This is a genomic window from Pseudoduganella rivuli, assembly GCF_009674485.1.
GTDB lineage: Bacteria > Pseudomonadota > Gammaproteobacteria > Burkholderiales > Burkholderiaceae_D > Rugamonas > Rugamonas rivuli_B.
This window is the reverse complement of the sequence record NZ_WKJJ01000005.1, coordinates 168411-190840: the sequence shown is the minus strand read 5'-3', so window position 1 is coordinate 190840 and position 22430 is coordinate 168411. Positions and strand designations below refer to the sequence as shown.

The 22430-nt window shown below is 66.5% G+C and carries 4 protein-coding genes; all 4 read right to left on the bottom strand.

Annotated features, from left to right (window positions below; all coding sequences use genetic code 11):
• Positions 1 to 5: 5 nt before the first annotated feature.
• Genes GJ700_RS09720 through GJ700_RS09705 form a run of 4 tightly spaced genes read right to left on the bottom strand, consistent with a single transcriptional unit; the run spans position 6 to position 22141 of the window.
• On the bottom strand, positions 6 to 4655 hold the full coding sequence (locus tag GJ700_RS09720; RefSeq protein WP_154373095.1) for a non-ribosomal peptide synthetase: 4650 nt from the start codon (positions 4653 to 4655) through the stop codon (positions 6 to 8).
• Complete coding sequence (locus GJ700_RS09715; RefSeq protein WP_154373093.1) at positions 4646 to 12520, bottom strand: non-ribosomal peptide synthetase; 7875 nt, start codon at positions 12518 to 12520, stop codon at positions 4646 to 4648. The genes GJ700_RS09720 and GJ700_RS09715 overlap by 10 nt, the downstream gene beginning before the upstream one ends.
• Positions 12521 to 12563: 43 nt before the next feature.
• Positions 12564 to 15965: a non-ribosomal peptide synthetase gene (locus GJ700_RS09710; protein ID WP_154373090.1), complete on the bottom strand. Its 3402-nt coding sequence runs from the start codon at positions 15963 to 15965 to the stop codon at positions 12564 to 12566.
• A 2-nt stretch (positions 15966 to 15967) separates the two neighbouring features.
• Positions 15968 to 22141: a non-ribosomal peptide synthetase gene (locus GJ700_RS09705; RefSeq protein ID WP_154373088.1), complete on the bottom strand. Its 6174-nt coding sequence runs from the start codon at positions 22139 to 22141 to the stop codon at positions 15968 to 15970.
• Positions 22142 to 22430: the final 289 nt, after the last annotated feature.

The window sequence follows — 22430 nt, the reverse complement described above, 5'->3', positions numbered from 1 at the left end:
CCTCACTATGCTTCAAGCCGGGCCAGCAATTGGGCCGCCTGCTCTTCCGGTAATTGATCTATGTATTGCAGCAATTGCTGTTCCGGCAGGCGCAGCAGGCTCTGCCAGTCCGCCAGGACCGGCGGGCGCGCGGCGCTGAACAGTTCGGCCGCGCTCAAGTCGCTTTGTTGCGCCAGCCGCAGCAACGCATCGCGGTACAGCGCCAGCCATTGCTCCATGCGCTCGGCCGAGAACAGGTCGCTTTTGTATTCCAGATGCACGTGCAAGCCGTGCGCATCCGGATTAATCGATATGGTCAGGTCGAATTTCGCCTGGCCGTATTGCCAGGTCACCGGGCGCACGTCCAGCTCGCGGAATCCGGCGCCGCTACCCTTGCTTTGCTGCGCGTTTTGCAATACGAACATGACCTGGACCAGGGCCGGCGCGTCCACCGGACGTTCGCGGCACACCGCATCGACCACCTGGTCGAACGGCACGTCCTGGTTGTCGTAGGCCGCCAGCAGAGTTTGGCGGGTCTGCCGCAGCGTCTGGCAAAAAGGGACATGGGTCTGCACGGTATCGCGGATCACCAGCGTATTGGTGAAGAAACCCACGACCTCTTCCAGCTCCTGGCGCTGGCGGTTGGCCACCACGGTGCCCAGCACAATATCGGACGTGCCGCAAAAACGCGCCAGCAGCGACTGGAACGCACCCAGCAGCACCATGAACAGCGTCGCCTGGTTGGCAGCCGCCAGCGCTTCGAGTCCCGCCACGGCGGCGGCATCGATACTGACCACCTTGTTTTCGCCACGGAACTGGCCCGGCGCACGCGCAAAATCCAGCGGCAGCGGCAACACCGGGGCCGCGTCGCGCAATTGGCGGCGCCAGTAATCGAGCTGGGCGGCGTGGCCATGGTCCTGTTTCGGTTCGCGCTGCCAGACGGCATAGTCGAAATACTGTACCGGTAACGGCGGCAGGGTCAGCGCGCCGCCATGCGCATGGTGGTCGTACAGGCGGGACAGATCGCGCAGGATGATGCCATTCGACCAGCCGTCGGTGACGATATGGTGCAATACCAGCAGCAGCACATGCTGATCGGCGGCGCGGCGGAATACCGTGATCCGAACCAGCGCATCCGTCGCCAGCGAGAACGGCTCGCGGCAGCGTGCATCGATGGCCTGCTGCAGCGCGCTGTCACTCCAGCCATCGGCATCGATCCAGCACGGCGGATCAAGGGATTCCCGGATGAACTGGGTGAGCTCGCCGTCGGCCATGGCAAACCCGGCGCGCAAGCCTTCGTGCCGCTGCAGCAGCGCAGCGAGGGCCTGTTCCAGCGCCGGCCGCTGCAGCGCCCCCCGCACCGCCAGCGGCATGGCCAGGTTATACGATGCCCCGGCCCCGGGCAACTGGCACAGGAACCACAGGCGTTGCTGGGAAAACGACAGCGGACCGCGTTCGCGCCGCGCGGCGCGCGCAATGGCGCCCGGCAACTCCTGGCGCGACAGGCCGGCCACATGGCGCGCCAGCGCGCCCAGTTGGCGGTACTCGAAAATAGCCTGGACCGGAATGGCCACCTGGTGCCGCTTTTTATACGCATAAATCAATTGCGTGGCCAGCAGCGAATGGCCGCCAAGCTCGAAGAAATCGGCATCGGCGCGCGTCACCGGACACTTGAGCACCTCTTCCCAGACCGCCGCCAACGCCGCTTCCTCCGGGTCCAGGCCGGCGGCATCGGGCTGTGAGCCATGGGCCGTCCGGGCGTCCTGCTCCAGCAGGGCGCGCTTGTCGACCTTGCCATTGACGGTCATCGGCAGCGCCGGCAACACCATGATGCGGTTGGGCACCATGTAGTGCGGCAGCGTTTTCGCCAGCAGGGCCGTCAATTGTGCCGGCGTCCGTTGCAGCCCGTCCGCGACAAAGGCGACCAGGATGTCGTCGCCGCTGGCACTGGGGACCGCCGCCACCAGGCATTGCTCGATCCGGTCGAGCATGCTCAGCGCATGCTCGACCTCGCCCAATTCCACGCGGAAGCCGCGGATCTGTACCTGCTTGTCCATCCGCGCCACATACACCAGCAAGCCCTGCTCGAGATATGCCAGGTCGCCGGACCGATAATAGCGCCGGCCATCGCGCTCGACAAACCGCTCGGCCGTCAACTCGGCGCGGTTCCAGTAGCCGGGGCTGACGCCCGGTCCCGCCACCCAGATTTCGCCGACGCAGCCCGGCGGCACATCCAGTCCGCGTTTGCCCAGCAGGCGCATCTCCAGGTCGGCCAGCGGGCGTCCGATCACGCTGGCGCCGCTACCGATATCCTGCCACGTCAATTCGTGGTAGCTGCCATGCACGGTGATTTCCGTGATCCCGTACATGTTGACCAGCTTGACCCGTTCCAGCGGGTAGCGCGCCACCCAATCCTTCAGCAAGCCCGGGCTGAGCTTTTCCCCGGCAAAGACCACCGTGCGCAGGGCGCTCAGCGGTTCGCGGTGGGCCGCCGCCGCGGCAGCCAGCTGGTAGAAGGCCGACGGCGTCTGGTTCAGGACCGTGATGCCCTGTTCGCGCAACACCGCGTACAGGCGGTGGAAATCACGCGTGGCCGCCGCTTCCGGCAAATACAGCCGTGCCCCGTACAGCAATGCGCCCCAAATCTCCCACACCGACACGTCAAAGGCGAAGGAGTGCAGCATGATCCAACGGTCCGCGGCGCTGAAGCGATACGCAGACTGGGTGGTTTCGAACAGCCGCACCACATGCCGGTGTTCGATCATGACACCCTTGGGCTGGCCCGTGGTGCCGGAGGTGTAAATCAGGTAAGCCAGTGACGCCGCCAGGTCATGCCGGGGCAGTTGTATGGCACGACCGTGATCCGGCGCGTCCGGCGCGACCAGGCGCAACCCTTGCGCCAATTCAGCCGCCGACGGTTCAGCGACCAGGCATTGCACGGCGGCGTCGCGCAGGATAAAGCGGTTGCGGCTGTCGGGGTTGTTGATGTCCAGCGGCACGTAGCACGCCCCCGCTTTCAGTACGGCCAGCATGGCAATCACTTGCCGCTCATCCGGCGGCAACATGATGCCGACCCGGTCGCCCGGGCGGACCTGTTGCGCCAATAACTGTTCCGCCAGCAAGTCGGTGACGCGATCGAGCTGGCCATAACTAAGCTCGCGTGCCCCGCACACCAGCGCCGGCTGTTGCGCGGCGCCTTGCGCGGCGTGCGCGAAAGCGGCCACCAGGTCGCGCGCCGGCAGGCGCACCTGTGGATGAACGGCACTGATGGCCGGCGCATCGGTGCGGCGCAATTGCGCCAGTTCCTGCGCCGCCCCCCCTTCAAGCAGGCTGGTCAGCAGCCCCTGGAAATCCGCAAAAAAGCGCGTCAGGAACGCCACATCGAACAACGCCGGATGGGCGGCAATCCGCACCAGCGTACGTTCACCCGGCGCCACGATAAACGAGAACGGTACGCTGTTGGCTTCATGGGTTGCCAGTGGCCGGAACTGGAAGGCATCGCCCTGCACGCCCGGCGCGCCATCCAGCGCCACCGTGCGCGGATAATTTTCGTAGACGTACAGGCAATTGAACAGGTGACGCAGCCGTCCCGGAAGCTGGGCACCGATCTGTTGCAAGCTCAGGTACTCATGCGGCAGCCGGCGCGCCTGCCCGGCCATCACTTCGCTCAGCCAGGCGCCCACACGTAATCCGCCGGCGCAGCGCATCCGCACCGGTACCGTGTTCAGGCATGGTCCGACCAGCTTGTCGACATGGGCAAGGTCGGCATTGCGGCCCGACGTAATGCTGCCGAACACCACCTCGTCGCGGTCCAGGTAGTGGCTCAGGCACAGTCCGAACAAAGCCGACATCAGCACGTTCGGCGTGGCGCCCTGGCGCTGGCAAAAAGCCTCGATACGGGCCGTCAGCCCGGCATCGAGCACATGGTCCACCACGATCGGCAGCGCCGGCGCCAGGTCCGGATCGACGGTGCCGGCGCCTTGCAGCAAATGGCAGCCTTCTTCCAGGCCGTCCAGGTGCGTACGCCAGAACGACAGCGAGGCCTGCTCGTCCTGCCTGCCGATCCAGCGCATCATCGACTGAAAATCCGCCCTCGGCCCCAGCGCGGCGGGCGGCCCGCCGGCCGCGGCCAGGTAAAGGCGCATCACGTCATTGATCACGACCGGCAGCGACCAGCCATCGGAAATGGCATGGTGGTGGCACCAGACGAAACGGTAATGCGCCGGGCCCAGCGTCAACATCACCAGGCGCATCAGGGAGGGGCGCCCGAGATCGAAGTCGCGCCGGCGGTCGGCCGCCACCCACTGCGCATAGCCGGCTTCGGGATCGGCGCAGGCGCTCAAGTCGACCGCGACCCAAGGCAGCGGCACGCGTTTGCACACCACCTGCATGGGTTTATCCGTATCCAGCCGGGTGAACAAGGTACGCAATACCGGATGGCGTTCCATCGCCTGCTCCCAGGCCCGCTGGAAACATGCCGTGTCGAGCGGGCCGCGGATTTCAAAGCCGGCCTGGATCACGTACATGCCTTGCCCCGGCGATTGCAGGCTCTTGCTGATCATGGCCAGTTGCAGCGGCGACGCCGGATAGAACGTTTCGATATTGTTTTTTTCCAGCGTAAACGGCGGCAACGCGTAGGGCGCGCCGCCAGCGCCGGCGGCAGTATTCAATTGCATAGGTCATCCAGGAAGTCGTTGATCTGGTCCGCATCCATGCCGGCTTCCGGCACGTCCGACGGGGTGAAGCGGGGTCCGTCCAGCGCCCCGCACAAGTCCGCCAGCTGTTGCAGATGCTGCTCCACCGCGGCCAGCAGCCGCGCGATCTCGGCTTCGGAATGGATGGCGGGATCATGGCGGCAATTGAGCGCCAGGCGCTCGCCGCTGACCATGGCATTGATTTCAAGCAGGTACGGGCGGGCCAGTCCTGGCGCGATATCCGCCCCGGCCGATTCGTCCGCCCCGTGCAGGTAGCCGTCGCGCACCAGGGCGCCGTCCACCCGGCCCAGGTAGTTGAACAGCAGCGGCGGTGCCGGCTGCGCCGCCAGCGCCGCAACCACGGCAGGGTCCCGGCTCAGATAGCGCAGCAAGCCATAGGCGCGGCCATGGTCCGGCACCTGGCGCAGCGTTTCCTTGACGCGCACCAGCACATCCAGCACCGGCGCCGCGCCCAGATCCAGCTGCAGCGGATACAGTTGTGTGAACCAGCCGACCGTGCGGCTCAGGTCCAGCTCCGCGGACTGCCTGCCGTGATTTTCCAACATCAGGCTCAAGCGTCCCGGCGGCATGCCGCGCAAGGCGCAATCGCTGCATGCCAGGCCCAGCGCAGTCAGCAACAAATCTTGCGCATCGGTGCGGAAGGCATGGTTGGCCTCGCCCAGAAGGCGCTGCGTCAGCGCCGCATCGAGGCGGCGGGTTTGGTTCCGGCTGTCGCCATAACGGGATACGGCGGCCGCTGGCGCGGCCACCGACGCCTGTGCCAGCCAGTAATCGAACTGGGCGCGCACGGCCGGCTGATCGGCCTGGGCCGCCAAATGCGCCGCCCACTGGCCGAAGCCCACGGCGGGACGCTCCAGCCGCGGGTCACGGCCGGCTGCCAACGCGCCATACGCGTGGTTGAAATTGTCCAGCAGGATGCGCCAGGAAACCCCGTCGATCACCATGTGGTGGCAGACCACCAGCAAGCGCTGCTCCTGGCCCGCCGTGACCAGCGCGAAGCGGATCAGGGGCCCATGCCGCAAATGCAGGCCTGACTGCAAGCTGTGCGCCACCTCGCCGGTCAGCGCGGCCAGGGTCTGGCCCGGACCGGCGCTGTGCCGGCTCACAATCCGTTCCACCATGGCCGCCGACGGCGCCAGGGTCTGTCCTTGCAATGTGGCACTCAGCAAGGGATGGACTTGCAGCAATTGTGCGATGGCCGCGCACAATGTGTCCCATTGCAAAGCGCCGGCACGGAAGACGAACGCCTGGTTGAAATGGTGCGCCTGATCGCCAAACTGCGCCAGGAACCAGTGCTGTACCGGCAGCAACGCGCTGTTGCCCCCATCACCTCCGCCCTCCGCCGCCGTGTGCCGGCGCGCCACGGCGGCCAGTTCACGCACCGAGGGATGGACGAATACCGCCTGCACGTCAACCGCGATGCCGGCCCGCTTGGCCTGGGCAACCAGCTGGATGGCGCCGATCGAATCCATGCCCTGCATGAAAAAGTTGTCGTCGGTCGACAAGGCCGACCGGTTCAACAGGCGCAGCACGATTTCCAGCAATGCCTGTTCGGTTGCATTGGCGGGCGGGCGCAAGCCCGCGTCCGGCGCGTGCGCGCCGAAATCGGGTACCGGCAGCGCCTTGCGGTCGACCTTGCCATTCTCCGACAACGGCCAACTCTGCAACGCGCAGTAATGGTGCGGCACCATGTAGTGCGGCAAGCGTTCGGCCAATAGCGCCCGCCACTGTCCGGCCGCGGCGGGTGTGCCGGCCTCGACCTGCACATACGCCACCAGATGCGGCCGCTGCTGTCCGTCCTTGTGCAGGGCCGCCAGGCTGGCCTTGACACCGGGAATCTGGTTCAGCGCACTTTCGATCTCGCCCAGCTCGACGCGGAAACCATGGATCTTGACCTGGAAATCGGCCCGGCCGAGGAACTCGATATCGCCTTCCGGCAAGAATCGCCCCAGGTCGCCGGTCTTGTATAAGCGTTCGCCGCTGACCGGGTGCTCGAGGAAGCTGGCCGCGGTCCGCTCCGGATCGCGCCAATAGCCGTCCGCCAGCCCCAGTCCGCCGATATACAGCTGGCCCGGCGTGCCAATCGGGCAGGTGCGCATCGCCTCGTCCAGCACATGGAATGATTGCTGGTGCATGGCCTTGCCGTAGGGAATGCTGACCCAGTGCGGATCGATGCCGGTGACCGGATACGTGATCGACCAGATTGCCGCTTCGGTGGCCCCGCCCAAACTGTGGACCCGCGCCTGCGGCAACAGGCGGCTGGCCTGGGGCTGCAGGCCCAGGGGCAGCCAGTCACCGGACAACAGCACGTGGCGGATCGACGCCGCCAGCGGCGCTTCGCCGCCAACCTCGGCGACATCCATCCACAGCTGGAAGATGGCCGGCACGCTATTCCACAGGGTGATGCCATGCTCGCGCACCAGGCGCCCCCAGTGCGCGGGATCCTGGCGCTTGTCGCGGTCGGGCAAGACCACGGTGCCGCCCGACTGCAACAGCCCGAAGACGTCGAACACCGACAGGTCGAACGCGACTGAGGACAAGCCCAGTACGGCATCGTGCTCGTGCAGGCCATAGCGGATACGCATGTCGTTCAGCGTGTTTTGCACGGCGCTGTGGCGCAGCATCACGCCTTTCGGTTCGCCGGTGGAGCCGGACGTGAAGATCACGTAAGCCAGGTCGTCCGGATTCGCCCGCCCGGCAGGCGTGTCGGCCGGTTCAGCCCACAGGGCGCTGCCGGCGCCGATATCGAGCCGGCGCACGCCCTGCGGCAGCGTGGCGCCGCAGGGCGCCTCCAGCAGCAGGCGCACGTCGCCACGCGCCATGACCCTGGCCTTGCGCGCTTCCGGCCAGCCGGGGTCGAGCGGCAAATAGGCAACGCCAGCCACACTGCACGCCAGCATGGCGGTGACCTGGGCTATGCCGTCGGCGCAATCGATGGCGACCAGCTGGTTCGGTGCAATGCCCGCGGCCTGGATATGCCAGGCCAATTGCAGGGCGCGCGCTTTCAATTCCCCGTAGCCCATGCGCCGCCCTTCGAAGATGACGGCCGGCCTGGCGTCATGCCGGGGCGGCAGCGCCATGACCGCGGTGTGCAGGCAAGACAGGTGAGCATCATCGGCGGCCCGCACCGGCGCGGCGCGGGTCAGGCACAGTTCATCGGCGCCCGTCAAGCTCTGGCACCGGTAGGGATGCGCCGTTTGCTCCAGCATGGAGTCGAGCGCCTGCCGGTAATAGCCCGCGTAGCGCGCGACCTGCCCCGCCTGCAACTGTCCCAGGTCGAAGCTCAGGTTCCAGGTCAGCCGCACATTGAGCGGGTCATGGACACAGTTGACCAGCAGCGGATAGTTGATCACGCCCGACGTATGCGGCGCATGCTCGCGCCCGCCGTCCCCGCACAAGCCGTCGTAAGCGATGTAATTGAACACCACCTCGAATAATTCCTGGTGCTGGTTGTTCCTGATCAGCTCAGCAAGCGGGAAGCGCGCATACGGCAGCAGTTCGGCCTCCTGCCGCGCGATCCGGGCGATGCTGTCCGCCCAGCTGTGGCGCTCGTCATGGCACTGGCGCCAGACCATCGTGTTCAGGTACAGCCCGAGCACCGCAGTGGCGTCGCGGTGCTCGGGACGGCCGTTGCAGACCAGCCCGGTCACCGTTTCCCGCTCGCCCGTGATATGGCTGATCACGCGCAGGTGGGCCGCCAGCATCAGCGTTTTCATCCCGACCCCATGCGCCCTGGCCAGCGCCACCAGGCGTGCCGTGACGCCGCTGTCCACGTGTACCTGCAGCACCTGATGCCGCCCCGCGCAAAGCGGCCCCGGAAGGCGGGGCAAGCGGGTGAACCGGACCTGGTCCAGCGCGCTCCGCCAGAAGCGCTGCTGCTCCGGATCGGCCGCAACGGCCCTTTCCTCGGCCACATAATCGGCAAAACGGAACTCGAACCGGGCCCCGGCGGGTTCCTCGCCCGCCAACAGGCGGCGGTAATAGTCCACCAGGCGCTCGAGCATTTGCGCCAGGCTCCAGCCGTCCAGGATGGCGTGATGGCCGCTATAACCAAGCTGGAAATCCTGCCCGCTCAACTTGAACAGAACCAGCTTGAACAAGGGGTGCGACCGCAGATCCAGGTCGGCCGCGCTTTCCCCGCGCTGCCAGTCCGCCAGCGCGCGCCGCGGATCGGGCTCGCCGGACAAATCCCGCCACTCGACCTTGCCCCGCGCCTGGCGGTACACCAGTTGCAAGGGCTCGTCGCACAGGTCGAAATCGAACTGTGTGCGCAGCACATCGTGTTCCGCGATCACCTGGTCGACCGCCCGTTGCAGGCAGGCCAGATCCGGCCGGTATGGCATATGGATGCTGCAGACGTTGTGGTAGGTTTCCTTGTTGCGGCTGATCTGGTGGTGCAGCAGCATACCGAGCTGCAAGCGGGTGGCGGGGTAGGCATCGACCACATCCGCCGGCAAGCGCACGCGCACGGCCGGCGCCACCAGGGCAAACGGCGCGCAGCGGCGCCGGCTGGCGGCCTCGTCCTTCAGCAAGGGCGCCAGCGCACCGACTGTCTGCGCAACGAATAAATCCTGCACGCTGAAATGCAACCCGGCCTGGGCGGCCGCGGCGACCAATTGCAGCGAAACGATGGAATCTCCGCCCAGCGCAAAGAAATTGTCCGCCAGGCCCACCCGCTCCACGCCCAGGACGCGCTGCCACACCGCGCACAACGCGGTTTGGGCGGCCGTTACCGGAGCGGCGTAGGAAGCGCCACCCGTGCCGAATTCGACCGCCGGCAAGGCTTGCTGGTCCACCTTGCCGTTGAGGGTCAGCGGGATCGTCTCCAGGAAATGGAACGCGGCCGGCACCATATAGGCCGGCAGCCTGGCCGCCAGCGCCGCGCTCAATGCCGCCGCATCGCGCGGGTTGCCCGGCGCCGCCACCACATAAGCGACCAGGCTGGCGTGGCCATGCTTGTCGGCCGTGCGCACCAGCGCTTGCTGAACCTGCGGCATGTCCGTCAGCGCCGCCTCGATTTCGCCCAGTTCGATCCGGTAGCCGCGCACCTTGACCTGATGATCGTTACGGCCCAGGTATTCAAGCTCCGGCCCGCCATCCAGCGGCGAAGGCACCCAGCGCGCCAGGTCGCCGCTGCGGTACATCCGGCCATATCCGGCGGCCCGCTCGGCGGGCGTCGCGAACGGATTGTCGATAAAACGGTCTGCGGTCAGGTCCGGCCGGCGGTGATAACCGCGCGCCAGGCCGGCGCCGCCGACATACAGTTCACCCGCCGTCCCCGGCGGCACCGGTTCGAGCCGCTCATCCAACAGATAGACGCGCATATCGGCCAGCGGCCGGCCGATCGGCGACGTGGCGCCCGCCTCCTCTTGCCGCAGTGGCCGGCAGGTGGTGTGCACGGTGGTTTCCGTGATGCCGTACATGTTCACCAGGCGTGGATGGGTATCGCCGTACGCCTGCCACCAGGGCCGCAGTTGCGCCAGGTTGACCGCGTCGCCGCCAAAAATCACGTACCGCAGCGCCGGCAATGCGGCCCGCTGCGCCAGCGCCTGTTCGCTGAAGGCGTAAAAGGCGGCCGGGGTCTGGTTCAATACCGTCACCCCATGCTCGGCGCACCAGCGCACAAAGTGCGCAAAGTCGCGGATGCAGGCTTCGTCAGGCAGCATCAGGCGGCCGCCGTACAGCAGCGCCCCCCACATTTCCCATACGCTGAAATCGAACGAGACCGCGTGGTACAGCACCCAGACATCATCCTGGCCGAAACCGTAATCGGCCTCGGTGGCAAGGAACAGCCGGTCCACGCTGGCATGCGTCTGCAGCACGCCTTTGGGCTGGCCGGTGGTGCCTGAGGTATAAATCATGTACGCCAGGTGCTGCGGCCCGCTCCCCGCTTCGGGATTGCACGATGGCTGGCGCGCCAGCGCCGGCGTGTCATCCAGCGCCACCACCGGCACGCCGGCGCCCACCAGCGTGCGCAGGCCGGCGGCGGCGGCGCCGTCGCACAGCACCATCGCCATGCCACTGTCGGCGGCGATAAAGGCGGTCCGTTCCGCCGGGTTGCGGGTCGACATCGGGACATAGGCGGCGCCAGCCTTGAGGATGGCAAGCACGCCGGCCACTTGCGCCACGCCGCGCTCCACATGCAAGCCGATCAGCGTATCGGGCGCCAGCGCGCGGCCGTGGACGGCGGCATGCTGTTCGCGCAAGGCATGGGCCAGGCGGTTGGCCTGGGCATTGAGCTGCGCGTAGCTGGTCCGGCGCACGCCGTCGTCCAGCGCGATCCGTTCCGGATACAGTGCCGCCTGCCGCTCAAACAGCGCATGCAGCGTGCCGCGCGGCGGGAACGGCGCGTGGCACGGATTCCAATCGTACAGCATGGCCTGGCGCTGCGCGGCCGGAACCAGCGTCATGCCGGCCAGCGTCTGCGCCGGATCGTTCAGCAGGCTGCGCAGCATATCGAGGAACATGCCGGCGATGCGTTCAATGGTGTCGGGGCGGAACAGCTCCGTATCGAACTGCCATTCAAAGGCGAAATACTGCTTGACGTCGAATACAAACAGGCTCAGGTCGAACTGTGCGATCTTCGACGCGTACGGTTCGCGCGTGATCGTGATCCCGCCCAGTTGCTGCTCGATGAGTTCGCCACGCTGCAAAGCAAAGGCCAGCTGGAACACCGGCGTACGGGACAAATCACGCTGGTGGCCCAAGCGGTCGGCCAGGCGGCCGAATGGCATGGCTTGGTGAGCCTGGCAATCAAGCACGGTTTGGCGTTGAATCCGCAGCAATTCCGCAAAGGTGCGCTGGCGGTCTATGCGGTGGCGCAATACCATGACATTGGCCAGGAAGCCTTGCATCCGCGCCGATTCCGCCGTGGTGCGGCCGGACACCGGGCTGCCCAGGAGCACGTCGTCGGTACCCGCGTACAGGCTGATAAAGCAGGCCCAGGCCGATTGCAGCAGCATGAACGGTGTGCAACGGTGCTGCGCCGCCACCGCCGCAATCTGCTGCGCCAATGCGCTGTCCGTGGTACGGCGCAGCACGGCGCCATGGCCACGGCGCACCGCGGGTCGTGGAAAGTCGGTCGGAATGCTGTTGAGCGGCGCGACACCGTCCAGCAATTGCAGCCAGAAAGCATCGAGCCTGGCCAGGTTATCGCCCTGGTAGTGGGCGCGCTGCCAGGCCGCGTAATCGAGATAGTCGAGCGCCGGCGGCGGCGCCGTGACCGCCTCCCCGTTCACCAGGCGCAGGTACAGGCCGCTGAATTCCTCGATCAGCAAATCCAGCGACAGGCCGTCCGTAATGATGTGGTGGATGTTATACAGGGCCACGCTCGATTGCGGCCCCAGCCGGACCAGATGGATATGGAACAGCGGGCCCCGCTCCAGCGCAAACTCCCGCGCACGGCCGGCCTGCAACAGCGCCGCCAGGCTGGCTTCCTGTTCAGCCTCCGGCGCCCCGCTCAGATCCGTCACCGTCAACGGCAGCGCCAGCTCGGCGAGCACGCGCTGGCACGGCGCCCCGTCCCGCATGCCGATATGGACGCGCAAGATGCTGTGGCGCCGTACCAGCAGCCGCCAGGCTTGCTCGAAGGCGGCCTGGTCGAGCGGACCGCGCAAGCGCACGGCCGTGCCCAGGTTATATTCACGGCTGTCGGGGCTGAGCTGGGCCAGGAACCATAGTTGCTGCTGGGCGAAACTGAGCGGCGCCCAGTCCGCGTCGGCGCGCCGCGGGATTGCCGCGCCCGCCCCATCCAGGCGCACCCCCTGCTGTTGCATCAGCTTTTGCAACAGAGCCCGTTTTTGCTGGTTACTTTCGTGATTCGACATCAGATTTCCAATTCGGCTAGGAAGAGCGGCGCAGGAACACCGCTCACATCGCTTCCAGTGCGGCCAGTTCCTCCGGGCTCATGCTCTGCAGGAGCAGATACTGTTCGCACACGGCGTCAAACGCGGCGGCGCCGCCGATCTGCGTCCCCAGGTGCGTCACCAGTTCGCGGACGGTGGCATATTCAAATATGGCTTGCAGCGGCATATCGATGGCCAGGTGTTCATTGACGATGTTGACCAATTGGGTCGCCAGCAGCGAATGGCCGCCGACCATGAAAAAGTCATCGTCGAGGCCGACGTTGGCGTGCCCCAGCAAGCCGCGCCACAACTGCAACATGACGGTTTCAGCCGGCCCTGCCGCGACCTCGTCGCGCACCGCGGCGGCCGGCACTTCCATGGCCAGCAACCGTTCGCGGTCGACCTTGCCATTGGGGGTCAACGGCATGGCGCCGAGAATAAAGATATGGCCAGGCACCATGTATGGCGGCAGCGACGCCTGCAGCGCCTGCTTGAGTACCAGGCCGGTCAGGTGGGTTTCAGCGGTCACCACGTAGGCGCGCAATTCCCCGTCCCCGGCCGCCCCGGCGGCCAGGCAGACCATCGCCTGCTGCACACCGGCAACCGCCAGCAGTTGCTGCTCGATCTCCTCCGGTTCGATGCGGAAGCCGCGCAGCTTGATCAGGTGATCGTTGCGGCCCATATATTTGATCTCGCCGTTCGGCAACCGCCTGGCCAGGTCACCCGTCCGGTACAGGCGCTCGCCCGGCGTGGCGCTGAACGGGTGGGGAATGAATTTCGCGGCGGTCAGCGCCGGCGCGCCCAGGTAACCATGCGCCAGCGCCTGGCCGCCGATATACAGCTCGCCCACCACCCCATCCGGCACCGGCGCCAGGAACGGATCCAGTATCCAGCAGTTGGTTTGCCGGCCGGGATGGCCCAGGCTGGGTTCGGCGGACCATGCGCCGCGCCGCTCGTAGGACTTGCACGTGGCCACATGGGTTTCGGCCGGGCCATACATGTCATGCAGGCGGCAATGCGGCAAGGCATCCATCATCGTCACCAGCGGTTGCGTGAATTGCAGCGCCTGGGCCGTGGAAATGATGTGCCGCACGCCTTGCAGGAGATCATGGTATTTCGGATAGACCATGCCCCACTGCTCCAGCACGGGGGCCGGCAGCATGACCGTGTCGACCTGATGCCTTTTAATGTGGTGCAAAGTCTCCGCCACATTGCGGACCTGGTCGGCACTGATCATCTCCAGCCGCTTGCCCTGGTACCACGTCATGAACATTTCCTGGCAATGCACGTCAAAGCTGGACGACGAGAACTGCAGCATGCCGCGCTCGATCGGCACCGCCTCGCTGGCCCAGCGCACCAGGTTGACCAGACTGGCATGCGGCATGGCGATCGCCTTCGGCACGCCGGTCGAGCCGGAGGTGAAGACACAGTAGGCGGCGGTGCGCGGGTCCACCGGCACGCCCGGGTTGGGCGCGCCGGGGCGGCCGGCGGCAACAATCGCCGCCGCATCGAGTTGCACAATGCCGGCCGGGATCAGGTCTGGCGCCAGCGCCTGCTCGCCGTCACGAATCACGGCGGCGATCGCGCTGGTTTCCGCCATCTGGCGCAGGCGCGCGGCAGGATATTGCAAATCCAGCGGCACATAGGTGGCGCCGATTTTCAGCACGGCCAGGATTGCGGCCGGCAATTGCGGCGTGCGGAGCAGCGCAATGCCGATTCGGCTGTGCGGCCCCAAGTTGTGCTCCCGCAGCGCCGCCGCCAGTTGATTGGCGCGCTCATTGAGCTGGCCATAGCTGAGGCTGGCATGGCCCAGCGCCACTGCCGTCGCCTCAGGCGTGGCGGCAGCTTGCGCCTCGAACAGCCCGTGCAGCGTGGCGTCGCCCGCCTCGGCGCGGGTATCCAGGACGGCGGTGCCGCAGGCATGGCTGTACAGCGGCGCGTCCGGCCGCGCACAGGCCGATTCCAGCATGGCGCCTAAATCGTCCAGCATCGCTTGCGCGGACGGTTCCCGGTAAAGGCCGGTGTCGAATTCAAGTTCGCACAGCATGGTGCCGGCGGCCGTCCTGCGTATGGTCAGCGACAACTCGAATTTGGCCAGGCCGCCTTGCCGTTCGACCGGCTCGACGGTCAAACCGGGCAACACCAACTCCCCCTTCAGCGCATTCATGTAAGAGAAGTTAATCTGCGTCAGTGGCAAATGATGCAGGCTGCGCGGCAACTGCAAGTCTTCCACCATCTGTTCGAACGCCAGGTCCTGGTGGGCAAAGGCGCGCAAGGTACGGTCACGGGTCGTCACCAGTTGTTCGGCAAAGCTGGCGGCACGGTCGACCCTGCCGCGCAGCACCAGGTAATTGAGGAATAGGCCGATCAGGTTTTCCAGACGTGCGTCCGGCCGGTTGGCCACCGCCGTGCCGACCGCCACGTCATCCTGCCCGCTATAGCGCGCCAGCAACCAATGGAAGGCGGTCAACAGCACCATGTACGGCGTAGCCTGGTGCTGGCGCGCCAGCGCATCGATACGCCCGGACAATCCCGCGCTCCACTCCGCCCGGACCGTGCGTCCGTCACGGCCTCCGCCCTGGGCGCGCGGGAAATCGCGCGCCAGCGGCAGAACCGGCGCCAGGCCGTCCAGTTCCTGCCGCCAGAAGGCCAACTGGCCGGCACGGCTGCCGGTCCGGTCCGGGTGCCGGCTCCAGGCCACGTAATCGCGGTATTGCAACGGCAGCGGCGTCAGCGCCGGCGGGCGGCCGTGGCACAAGTCGCCGTAGCACTGCATGAACTCCCGGTTCAGCACCGACAGCGACCAGGCATCGGCGACAATATGGTGCAGCACCATGATCAGCACATGCCCGCCATCCCGCAACTTCAGCAATGTCACCGCCAGCAACGGCGGCGTCGCCAGGTCAAACTGGCGGCGCTGTGCCGCGCGCATGGCGGCAGCCACTTCCGCTTCCGGCTCGGCCAGCGCGCTCAGGTCCCGGCGTTCGATCACGCACGGCATGGCCGCATGCAGGCGCGCGGCAGGTTTGCCGTCGTCGTTATAAAAGCCGGTGCGCAGCGATTCATGGCGCGCGATGATATGGTCGAACGCCGCCGCCAGCGCTGTTTCATCGAGGGCGCCACGCAGGCGCAGCGCGCTGACGATGTGGTAAGCGCTCAAGTCTTCCTGCAGCTGCGCCATGAACCAGAAGCGCACCTGGGCCGGTGACAATGCGACCGGATGATCCGGGTTGGCGCACAGCCCCTGTTCCGCGCCCCCGAGCGCGAGCCATGCCAGCAGTGCATCCCTGTGGGCGCGGATGGCGTCCTGGCGTTCCGGCGTCAGCACGCCCTTCCCGGCTGACACGCTCAGCTTGCCGTTTTTATGTTCCAGCGTAACGCCCGCCTGCCGGAGTTCGTCGATCAAGGTTTGAACAGTATTGTGCATAGTCAGAATTCCATAACTTCCCGGTCAGCCGAACCGGTATCGGCGGGATTGCCTTGCCGGCACAGCACGGCGGTGAGCTCGCTGGCGATGGCGACGATGTTGGGACGCGCGAACAAATGCGCGATCGGCACCTCCACGCCAAACCGTTGCCGCATGCGCACAAGCATCTGGGTGATCATCAGGGAGTCGGCGCCCAGCTGGAACAGGTTATCCATGGCCCCGATCTGGCCGCGTCCCAGCAGTTCACAGCACAGGTCGTGCACTTCGCGCACATGAACGTCGTCCAGCGCCAGGTGCTCGGCCGGATCGGCGTCCAGCCGCAGGGCGGGCAGGCGCGCCACGTCCACCTTGCCGTTGGCGGTCAACGGAATCGCCTCGACGCGCTGGAAGCGGCTGGGCACCATGTATTCGGGCAAAGCCGCAGACAGGTACTCCCGCAACGCCGGTTCCGGCGCATCGTCGGCATCGGCCCCATTCGCCAGCCAGTAAGCCACCAGGTGGGGCTGTCCGCGCTCGTCATGCAGCACCGCCGCCTTGCACTGCGCCACGCGGTCATGCCGGCCGAGCTGGTACTCGATTTCCTCCAGCTCGATACGGTGGCCGCGTACCTTGACCTGGCTGTCGCGCCGTCCCATGAACTGGATATTTCCGTCGGGCAGGTAGCGTCCGATATCACCGGTCTTGTACAGCACCTGGCCGTGGCGCGGGCTGAAGATAAAGCTGGCCGCCGTCTTGACGGGGTCTTCCCAATAGCCTTGGGCCAGCCCTTGGCCGCCGATATACAAGTCGCCCGCCACCCAGTCCGGGCTATCGTCCAGCACCGCGTCCAGCACGTGCCATTGCTGGTTGCCTAACGGCCGGCCATACGGCACGCTGCCGAGGTGGGCCTGCTTTTCAAACTCGGCGATCGGATAATAGATGGACCAGATCGCCGCCTCGGTTGCGCCCCCCAGGCTGATTTGTTGCAGGTAAGGATAGTGCACGGCCAGTTGCCTGGTCATGGCCACGCTGATCCAGTCACCGCTCATCATGCACAGCCGCAGCGACGGGTCGATGCGGCGCCCGGTGCCTTCGCAATACGTCAACAGTATCTGCATCAGGGCCGGCACCGTGTTCCACAGGGTAATCTGTTCCTGCCCGATCAATTGCAGCCAGCGTGCGGGGTCCTTCAGGGCTGCCGGTTCCGGCAGCACCAGACGGCCGCCCTGCCCCAGCACGCCGAAGACGTCATACACCGACAGGTCGAAACTGAGTGATGACAGTCCCAGCACGGCGTCGCTTTCGCTGACGCTGAAACGCTGGTTGATGTCGTCCAGCGTATTGCAAACAGCGCCGTGCTGCATGACCACCCCCTTGGGCACGCCGGTCGAGCCGGACGTGAAGATCACGTAAGCAATGTTGTCCGGCGCAATCGCCGCACGGTACAGCGGTACCCAATCCGGATCGGCATCGAGCTGCAGTACATGCAAGTCGGAAAAGTCCGCGCCGGGCGGCTGGTCGCTCACCATCACGCGCACTTGCGCACTGTCGAGCAGCTGGCGCTTGCGCGCCATCGGCAATTGCCGGTCCAGCGGCAGGTAGGCGGCGCCGGCAATGGTAATGGCCAGCGCGGCCACCACCTGGCGCCACCCTTTGTCCATATGGATCGCGACCAGCCGGTTGCTGGCCACGCCGGCAGCCGCCAGCTTTACGCTGAGCGCGCACACATGACGGTGCAATTCCCGGTAAGTGAAGCGGCGCTCGCCACACACCAGGGCCACGCGCTCGCCATGCTTGTCCACCGACGCCAGGTAGCCGGAATAAATCAGCTGGTGCGTCCCCCCGGCCTGCGTGGCGTTGACGCTGGCGCGCACTGCCAGCTGGCCGGCAGGCAAGCCGCCCAGGCGTCGCGCCTGCCAACTGGCGGCATCTTCCTGCAATTGCCGCAGTTGCCGCACATGGCAGTCAAACATCTGGTCGGCCACGCCGTCCGCGAACAGGCCGTCGACATAGCTCCAGATCAGGTGCAGGTCGCCGTCCACCTCGGTCACCGAGTGGTCCAGCCATACCTGGGAAGTGCGGGTCAGCGTGTACTTTTCCTCCCCTCTGCTGCGCCCCCCTTCGATGCCCAGCGTGCTGGTGAAGACGACCGGCATCAGCGCTTCCTCGACATTGCCGCGCGCAACGACCAGCTCGCGGATCACTTCCACACCGTTGAAGTATTTGTGGTCCAGGTCTTGCCACAGCCGCGCCTGCAGGTTGCGGGCGCGTTCGGCAAAGCCCAGCGACAGGTCGGTTTCCACTTCCAGCAGGTTGACGGTGGTGAAATCGCCAACGACGTCATTGATCCCGGGATGCAGCGGCAAGCGGTTGAACAGCGTCAGGTTGATCATGAAGCGGTCGTCGCCGCTCCAGCGCGCCAGCACGTCCGTATAACTGCGCAGCAGCACGTTCGATGCCGACAATTGCAGCGAGGCGGCGATCTCCTTGATACGGTCCCATTGCGGGCGCGGCAGCACGACCTTGCGGGTCACGAATGACGGCTGCCCGATGGCGCCCGGATCGCGCGCGAGCGGCAGCGACGGACGGGATGGCAATGTGGCGATCCGTTCACGCCAATACCGGCGGCTCTCGTGGTACAGCGCACTTTGTTTTAAGCCTTGCAGCGCCAGCACGTAATCGCGGAAAGCCAGTCCCAATGCCGGCAGGCTGTCGCCGCGCCCGTGATAGCAGGCATCGAAGTCGCGCGTCAATATCATGACGCTCCAGGCATCGACCACCATCGAATGCCGCAGCAAATGGACCCGGACCTTGCCCTCCTCCAGCAGCGACAAGCGCACGTCGAACAAGGGCCAGCGGTACAGATCGATATCCGCGGCAATCATCTCGCCGCGGGTTGCCGCCAACTGCGCCTGCCGTTCGTCCGCGCCGCAATCGCGCAGGTCACGCACGCATACGGTAAACGGAGGGGTCTCCGGCAGCACGTGCTGGCCGCCATCGGCCAGCAGCACGACCCTCAACATGTCGTGGCGCGCGATGAGCGCATTGAACGCCTGCTCGAAGCGCGCCACGTCCAGCCCCGCCATGTCGATTTCGGTATAGCTGCCGGTGGCCACCTCGCCCAGCGACAAGGCCTTGCGGCTGCCGATCCAGTAAGCCTGCTGGATGTCAGTCAGGGGGAATGGCTGGTGGCGCTGTTCCGGTGCCGGCGTGAGCACGGGCAAGGCCGGCGGCGCGCCGGTCGCGGCGCCTTCGATCAGGCGCGCCAGCCCTGCCACCGTCGGATTGGCCAGCAAGTCCTGCAGCAGAATCCTGTGCCCGCAAGTGCGCTCGATCCGGTCGATCAGCATCGCGGCCAGGAAAGAATGGCCGCCCAGTTCAAAGAAATTCTCGTCGGCGCCAACTTGCTCGCGCCGCAGGATGTCACACCATAGCCGGGACAGTTGCGCAGTGACGGAGCCGTCGTCCGGCAGCGCCGTTTGCACCGGATGCAACAAGTCCTGCAATGCGCGCACATCGGTCTTGCCATTGGCCGTCACCGGCAGGAACGCGATTTCCCGAATCAGCTCCGGCACCATGTAGGCGGGCAGCCGGCCGGCCAGCCGCGCCCGCAGCTCCGAGGCGGCCGGCGCGCCGCCCTGCGCCACATAAAACAGCGCCAGCCCGGTCGCCGCTTCGCCACCGATTGGCAGCACCGCCGCCTGGGCCGCCCCCAGCGCCAGCGCCATGTGGCGCACGGCCGCCAGGTCGACGCGAAAGCCGCGGATCTTGAGCTGCTCATCCATCCGGCCGCAATACAGCAGCGCACCGTCGGCACGCCGAACGAACGCATCGGACGTGCGGTACCAGCGCCGCGAACCGGTGCCCGGCAAATCCCGTACCTCGAAACGTTCCGCAGTCAGTTCGGGCTGGCCAACATAGCCCGCCGCCAGCGCCGGCCCGCCGATCAGCAACTCTCCCACGCACCCGTCGCGCACCGGGCGCCCCTGCCGATCGACGATGGCCACGCTATAACCCGGCAGCGGACCACCCAGGCCGACCGCCCGGCCATCGGCTTCCGCCGCGATCTCCATCATCAAGGCGCCCACGGTGGCTTCGGTCGGGCCGTAATGGTTGTACACCGCCAATCCGGGAGCAAGGCGCCGTACCGTGGCCAGCAACGCCGGCGGCACCGCCTCACCGCCAAATACCAGGCATTGGCGCGGCAGGATACGCTCCGCCTCGCCCCCCGCGATCAGCAGGGCCAGGTGGGAGGGCACGATTTTCAGGCAATCGACCGGATATTGCGCCATGTGCGCCGCCAGCAATGCGGCATCGAGCTTGGCGGCTTCGGGGAACAGGCGCAGACATTGGCCGCTGGCCAGGCTGCCGTAAACCGCGGTATAGCCGAGGTCGGCCACCACGGTCGACAGGCTGGCATACGTGGCCGGCGCATGCGGCGCCAGCGCGCCGCTAACGGCGGCGCCGTAATGGCAAATGGCGCCATGGGATATCGCCACCCCTTTCGGTTCGCCGGTGGAGCCGGACGTGAAGATCACGTACGCCTCCGCCGACGACGCCGGGGCGGGAAGGCTGGCGTGCGTGGCGCCATGCCGGGCCGCCTGCTCCAGGTCCTGCCAGGTGCGCCGCGCCGGTGCACCGGCGGCGGCGCCATCGTCCGCGGCAATGGTCAGCACGGCTGCCGCGCAGCGGGCGATATCCTGTTTGCGTTGCGCCGGATAGGCCGGATCGAGCGGGACATACGCGGCGCCCGCCTTCATGACCGCCAACGCAGCCAGCAGTTGCGCGCAGCCGCCCTCCATTTCCAGCAGTACCCGGTCGCCGGCTTGGACGCCGTGCCGCTGCAACTGAAGCGCGACACGCTCGGTTAAATTGTCCAGTTCGGCATAGCTATACCGCGTCACCCCGTCCGCCAGGGCCTGCGCGCCGGGAGTATGCCGCGCCCAGTGACGCAGGCACGACACCACGTCGCCAAACGGGGCTGGCGCGGCTGGTCCGTGCAGAACAGGCGTGATCGATGCTCCCGCGCACGTGGCCAGCGGCACATCGGCGATACAGGAGGCAATCAGGGTTTGCAGCCGTTGCTGCAGCCATGCGGCCTCCGCGTCACCCTGGCTGCGCCCGGCGACCAGCAGGTGCAGGCGCAATCCGCCACCGGCCTCTTCCGCCATCAATTCCATCGAAAATCCGGTACCGCGCCAGTCCACCGCCAGCGCGCCCGCGGCCAGGCGTACGTCAGACGCCGGCAAATAGCGGAAACCGCATGTCATGTCCACGACATCGGCCCATGGCATGAACATCTGCCGCTCGTCCAGCGCCGGCTCGGGCGCGGCGGCTTGCAGCATCAGGTCGCGCCAGCTGGCGGCGTCCCCGGCCTGGAACAATTGCGGCACGTAGCCGTCCATCGCCCCCACCACGTCCGCCAGGTCCGCCGCGCCGCGGCCGGGCTGATGGCGATAGACCGTCATTGCGCCATCGGCCTGAAGCTGGCATTGCAGATAACCCCACAGCGCCAGCAGCAATTGCCGGCTGTCGCCCCCGAGCGCGGCGGCGGCAGCCCCGAACCGGGCGGCGCTGTCGGCGTCCAGTTCAAATGCACGGCGCGCCGCAACGGCGCCAGGCTGCCCGGCCTGGCCAAACAGCGCGGCCGCTGCCTGGAACCCACGCGTCTGGGCTGCCCAGAACGTCCGGTTGTCCGGCGGCGCGAATGCCTGCTCGCCATGCATCCATTCGATCACGTCCAGCAGTCCCAGCGCGGGGGCGTGCGCCGCGGCATCCTGCCAGCCGCTATCGAGCCATGTGCGGACCGTCGGCACATCCAGCAGCAAGGGGCTGGCGCTCACCGTCAAGCGCAGGGTCCGGGTATCCGGCGCGTACCAGTGCACCACCCGGATCGGCGCATGCGGGTGCGCGTCCCGTGCGGCCTCGGCAAGATTCAGGTACGCGGCCTCGTCGCCGGCCGCCAGCCATTCGACACAGGGCTCGCCGGTTTGCCGCATGGTTGCGCCGTCCAGCTCCAGCGCCAACGAAAAAGCGTCGTGACGGGCGGCGAACCGGCGCAGGCGCGCGAGAAAGGCGGCGCCATCGTCAACCGTCTCAATGGTGGCCGAGCAGGCCAGGCGGGCAGCGGTACCGCCAAGGGAAAACAGATGGCACCACCCTGCCTGGAGTGGCGATATAGGCAACGTATTGTTCATTCTTCACCATTCATCGAATCACCGGTCGGTCGATACGGCTGTGGTGAACGATGCCCTGGCTTGTGGCCTGGCGCCGCAGACCAAGTCTCCCCCTGGTGTTGCGTAATTGATAGTATTTTCGCGGCGATCTTACAGGAACTTAAGTTTTATGCAATTAGCAAATATGCCTTGTTGCAATATTGAAACACCTTGCATGTTCGCACCGGGCTGAGGAACAGGCATACGGGCCGCCAGCACAGGGATGTGCCGGCCACGCGCCTGTTTGAGGCGGCTGTATTTGTATAGGCAT